This window comes from Nocardia kruczakiae NBRC 101016, from assembly GCF_001612965.1.
GTDB lineage: Bacteria > Actinomycetota > Actinomycetes > Mycobacteriales > Mycobacteriaceae > Nocardia > Nocardia kruczakiae.
In genome coordinates this window covers 80,959-86,958 of sequence record NZ_BDBL01000040.1, presented here as the reverse complement: position 1 = coordinate 86,958, position 6,000 = coordinate 80,959, and the positions used below count along the sequence as shown (strand labels likewise).

The following is a 6,000-nucleotide window of genomic DNA, read 5'->3' as shown; positions in this document are numbered from 1 at the left end:
GGCGACACCCGGTCGGCATCGGTCACCGCGTCGTCGGCACAGCCCGACAGGTCCAGCCGGTCCAGGCGCACCACGTCCACCCCGGCCGGTAGGACGGACTCGTCGGTCGTGGTCAGCACACAGGCGGGCCGCGCGGTGTCGAGGACATAGCGCACGCGGTCGACGGGATGGTCCGGATCCAGCGGCACGTAGGCCGCCCCGGCCGCGACGATCGCGTGAATGGCGACGACCAACTCCAGCGAACGCGGAATGCGCACGGCCACAGTTGTTTCCGGGCCGATACCGCGGGCGATGAGGTAGCGCGCCAGCCGGTGCACGCGGCGGTCGAATTCCCGATAGGACAGACTGGTGCCCTCGAAGGTCACCGCCTGCGCTGCCGGGCGCTGCGGCCGGGCGGCGAGAAGTTCGGGCAGGGTGCGCGGTTCGATCGGGTAACCGGTGGCATTGTGCCCGCCGATCAGCAGGTCGCGTTCGGCCGGCGACATCAGCTCCACATCGGCGACCCGGGTGGTGCCGTCGGCCGTCATCGCCGCCACGATGCGTTCGAATCCGTCGAGCAGCGCCGCGACGGTCTCCGGGTCGAAGAGGTCGGCGGCGTAGTGCACGTGCAGGTCGATACCCGCGGCCGTGCCGTCCGGGGCGTAGGTTTCGTTCGCGGTCCAGTGCTGGTCGACCTGGATCGGCGCCGCCACCGGCTCGACCGCGGCGATCTCCAGCCCCTCGAGCCGCAGCTGCGCGCGGGTCTGGTTCTGCAGTGTCAACGACACCTGGTACAGCGGCGAATGTGCCCGGGAGCGAGTCGGATTGAGGGTTTCGACGAGCTGTTCGAACGGCACCGCGGCATGATCGAAGGCGGCGAGGTCGACGGCTCGCACGTGGTCCAGATGTTCGACCAGGCTGTCCTCACCGTGCACCGGGGTGCGCAGTACCAGCGTGTTGACGAACATGCCGACCAGATCGTCGAGCGCCTGATCACCGCGGCCGGCGACCGGTGCGCCGATCACGATGTCGTCGCTGCCGCCGAAGCGGGCCAGCAGTACCGACAGGGCGGCGTGCAGCACCATGAACGGTGTCACCCGATGTGCCGCCGCCAGGTCGTGGATGCGCTGATGCAGTGCGGAATTCAGCCGTGCGGTGCGGGCGCCGCCGCGCTGGGAGGCGATCGCCGGGCGCGGGCGGTCGGTCGGCAGCGCGGACAGTTCCGGCGCGCCGGACAGTTGCGCGCGCCAGAATTCCAGCTGCCGAGCGGATTCCGATTCGGGATCGGTGACCGCGCCGAGGGTGCGCTGCTGCCACAGGGCGTAATCGGCGTACTGGATCGGCAGCGGCGACCACTGCGGCGCGGCGCCCGTGGTGCGGGCCTGATAGGCGACGGCGAGGTCTCGGGTCAGCGGGGCGAAGGACCAGCCGTCGGCCGCGATGTGATGGACGACGAACAGCAGGACATGGGTCTGTTCGGCGCGATCGGCGTCGGGCGCGCGGCGCACCCGCAACAGCCGGATGCGCACGGGAACCTCGTCCGCGACGTCGAAACGACTGTGCGCCAGGCTTTCCGCCATGGCGGCGACCTCGGCGGCATCGACGTCGGTGACCGCGAGATCCGGTACGGCGGCGGGTACGACGCATTGAATCGCCCTCCCGTCCCGCTCGGGGTAGCGGGTACGCAGGGTTTCGTGCCGCTCGATCACATCGGCGATCGCGGCGCGCAACGCGGCGATGTGCAGATTGCCGGTGAGCCGCAGCGCGAACGCGATGTTGTAGCTGCCGCCGCCGGTGTCCAGGCGGTTGAGCATCCACATGCGCTGCTGGGCGATCGACAGCGGGACGATGTCCGGGCGCGGATCGACGGCGATCGGCCCGTGGTCACCGGAACCCTTGTCCGACAGGGTGATCCGGGTGGCGAGCGCCCGCACGGTCGGTGCGTCGAAGACCGCGCGGACCGGGACCGGGTCCGCGGTGGCCTTGGTCAGGCGGGCGGCGAGCTGGGTGGCGATGAGCGAGTTGCCGCCGAGGGCGAAGAAGTCGTCGTCCACACCCACCTGTTCGACGCCGAGCAGGGCGGCGAAGGTGCCGGCGACCAGCACCTCGGCCGCACCGACCGGCGCGCGGTACCGGGTGGGCGCCAGCACCGGCGCGGGCAGCGCCCTGCGGTCCAGCTTGCCGACCGGGGTCAGCGGAATCTTGTCGAGGACGACCAGCGCGGCGGGCACCATGTGCGAGGGCAACCGGCGGGCCGCGAAATCGGTGAGGTCGACGGGATCGGCCGCGCGTCCCGGCTTCGGCAGGACGTAGGACACCAGCATGGTGCCGCGGGTGTCGTGCTCGCGCCCCAGGGTGGTCGCGTAGTCGACGTCCGGGTGGGCGCCGAGCACCGCGTCGATCTCGCCGAGTTCGACGCGGAAGCCGCGGATCTTCACCTGGAAATCCGAACGCCCGACGTACTCCAGTTCCCATTCCGGCTGAGTCTGGCGCACCGTCGGTGCGACGGCGCGCCAGCGCACGACATCGCCGGTGCGATACATCCGGCTGCCCGGCCTACCCCACGGGTTCGGCACGAAGCGTTCAGCGGTCGCTCCCGATCGGTTGCGGTAGCCCCGGGCCAGGCCGCCGCCCGCGAGATACAGCTCACCGGCCACACCGGGCGCCACGGGCCGCAGTCGCCGGTCCAGCACCAGTGCCGACATGCCGTGCACCGGAGTGCCGATGGTGACCGGTTGTCCGGCGCTCAGCCGCGCGTAGGAGGAGATGATGGTGGTTTCGGTCGGACCGTAGCCGTTGAAGTAGCGGCGGCCGGGCTCCCAGGCCGCCAGCAGTTCGTCGGTGGTCACATCTCCGCCGACCGAAAGGACCTGCAGCTGTGGCTGTTCGGCCGCGTCCAGGGTGCCCAGCACGGCGGGGGTGATGATCGCGTGGGTCACCGCTTCCGTGCGCAGTAGCGCCCCCAGTTCGGGGCCGCCGATGATGCGCGCCGGCACGACCACGAGCGTCGCGCCGGTGGCGAAGGCACAGATCCATTCCAGGACCGACGGGTCGAAGCTCGGCGAGCAGATGTGCAGCATGTGGTGTTCGGGCCGCAACCCGTACCGTTCGATCGCGTACTGGGCCAGCCCGCCCAGGCCGGCGTGCGTCACGGTGACGCCCTTGGGCCTGCCCGTCGAGCCCGACGTGTAGATCACGTACGCCGGATGCGACATCCGCAGCGTGGCGATCCGGTCGGCGTCGCCGATCGGATCGGCGGGCAGGGCGGCGAGTTCGGCCTCGGTGGCGGGCGCGTCGAGGACCAGCCAGCGCACGTCCTCGGGGAGGGCGTCGGCGTAGGCGGCGACCGTGATGCCGACCCGTGCCGCCGAGTCGGTGACCATGTACCGCACCCGTTCCGCGGGATAGGTGGGGTCGACCGGGACGTGGGCGCCGCCGGCCTTGGCCACCGCGACGGCCGCGGCGACCATCTCGAACGACCGTGGGAGTGCCACGGCCACCAGCTGTTCCGGGCCGACGCCGGCCGCGATCAGCCGGCGGGCCAGCCGGGAGGAGTAGTCGTCCAGGTCGCCGTAGGTGATCGACCGTCCCTCGTAGCGCACCGCGATCCGGTCGCGGCCCAGGCTCAGCCCGGCGGTGAGCAGTTCCGGCAGCAGCGCGGTCGCCATCGCCTCGTCGGGCCGCACCCGGGTCAGCCGGACGTATTCGTCGGCGCTGAGCAGCGACATGTCACCGACCGCGGCCTCGGGATCGGCGACCAGTTGCCGCAGCAGTCCGAGGAAACGGCTCGCGAAACCCTCGATCGTGGTGTGGTCGAAAAGGTCGCGGGCATAGGCGAACTCCGCGGCCATGCCGTCGGGCGTCTCCCGGATGTTCAGGGCCAGATCGAATTTCGCGGTATCGGCGGCCTGCTCGACCGTTCCGGCCCGCAACCCCGGCAGCTCCAGCTCGCCGGTGGGCAGGTTCTCGAAGGCAAGCGCCACCTGGAACAGCGGATGCCGCGCGGTCGACCGTTCCGGATCGAGCAGTTCCACCAGACGCTCGAACGGCAGGTCCGCATGCGCGAAGGCACGCAGGTCGGCATCGCGGGTGCGGTCGAGGAGTTCGGTGAAGCTCGCGCCGCCGGGCACCGCGGTCCGCAACACCACGGTGTTGACGAACATGCCGATCAGATCGTCGAGTTCGCGCTCGCCGCGCCCGGCGATCGGCGAGCCGATCGCCACATCGTCGGTGCCGGCCATGCGGGCCAGGAAGATCGCCAGTGCGGTGTGCACGGCCATGAAGGTGGTGGCCTGTCGCCGCTGGGCGAGTTCGCGCAGCCCGTCGCGGATATCGCCGCCGACAGCGAATCGCACGCGGCCCCCTTCATAGGAGGGGCGCATCGGGCGCGGCCGGTCGGTGGGCAGGTTCAGCTCGTCGGCCAGTCCGGCGAGGGTTGCGCGCCAGTAGGCCGCCTGGGCGCTGAGGACACTGTCCGGATCGGATTCCGAGCCCAGCACCGTGTGCTGCCAGATGCTGAAGTCGGCGTACTGCACGGGCAGCGGTTCCCACTGGGGTGCGGTTCCGGCCGCGCGGTGGGCGTAGGCGGTCATGAGGTCGCGGGTCAGCGGGGCGATCGACCAGCCGTCGGCCGCGATGTGGTGCGCCACGGAGACGAGGATGTGCTCGGGCTCGGCATCCTCGGAGCCGGCGTCGTCGCTGTCTTCGAAGTCTCTGCGCAGCAATGCGATTCGCAATGGCGGTGCCGCGGTCACGTCGAAGCCTCGCGCCGTGAGCTCGGCGATCCGGCCCGCGATCTCCGCCGCCGCAACGCCGACCGGCGTCAGGTCCACGCGCACATCGGCGGCGGGCAGCACCTCCTGGGCGGGACCGTCCTCGTATTCGGGATAGCGGGTGCGCAGGGTCTCGTGGCGTTCCACCACATCCGCGACGGCGGCGGCCAGCGCCGCGAGGTCCAGTTCCCCGCTCAGCCGGACCGCGACCGGAATGTTGTGGACACCCGAGTCGGGATCGAACCGGTTGAGGAACCACATCCGCTGCTGTGCCGGTGAAAGCGGAATCCGCGGCGGCCGTTGTTGTTTCACCAGCGCCGGACGCGGCCGCTCGGCCACGTCGCCGCCGGCGGCGGCCGCGAACGCGGCCACGGTCGAGGCCTCGAACAGGGTGCGCACCGGCACCCGGGCATCCACGATCCGGCCGACGCGGGCACTGACCTGCGTGGCGTCGAGGGAGCTGCCGCCGAGGGCGAAGAAGTCGTCGTCTCGGCCGACCCGTTCCAGCCCGAGAACGTCGGCGAACACCTCGGCCACCCGCTCCTCCAGCGGAGTGCGCGGAGCATCGAATTCCGCGGCCGCCAGCACGGGCAGCGGTAATGCCGCGCGATCCAATTTGCCGCTGCTGTTGAGCGGGAATTCCGCCAGTTCGACGACGGCGGTGGGGATCATGTACGCGGGCAGCACCGCGCCGAGCCCCTCCCGCACGGCCCGCACATCGAGTTCGGCGCCCGGCGTGCGGATCACGTATCCGGCGAGGTAGTCGCCGCTCTCGCCGGTGACCAACCGCACCGCGGCCTGGCCCACGCCCGGCGCGGCCAGCAGCGCGGTCTCGATCTCCGGCAGTTCGATGCGCTGGCCGCGGAACTTCACCTGGAAGTCGATGCGACCCAGATAGTCGAGCTCGCCCTCGGGGGTCCAGCGCACGAGATCGCCGGTGCGATACATCCGTTCGCCGCCGAAACCGAAGGGATTGGCGACGAATCGGTCCGCGGTCAGATCGGCGCGCCCGCAATAGCCGCGCGCGAGCTGCGTTCCGGCCAGGTACAACTCGCCCGGCACGCCGATCGGCACCGGATGCAGGCGGGAGTCCAGCACGAAGACCTGCGAATTCCATTCCGGCTCGCCGATCGGCACACTGCGCACATCGTCGGCGGTGACCTCGTGGCAGGTGATCGACACCGCCGCCTCGGTCGGGCCGTACATATTGTGCAGAGCGCCGTCGCACTTCTCGGCGAACAGGGCCGCG

The 6,000-nt window shown here is 71.0% G+C and carries 1 protein-coding gene (only partly in view); it reads right to left on the bottom strand.

Annotation, left to right across the window (positions count from 1 at the left end):
• Positions 1-6,000 carry part of the coding region annotated (locus NK1_RS26230) for a non-ribosomal peptide synthetase (RefSeq protein ID WP_157104449.1) on the bottom strand (this coding region is incomplete at its 3' end). Its footprint extends 4,412 nt past the window's final position, so 6,000 of the 10,412 annotated nt are shown.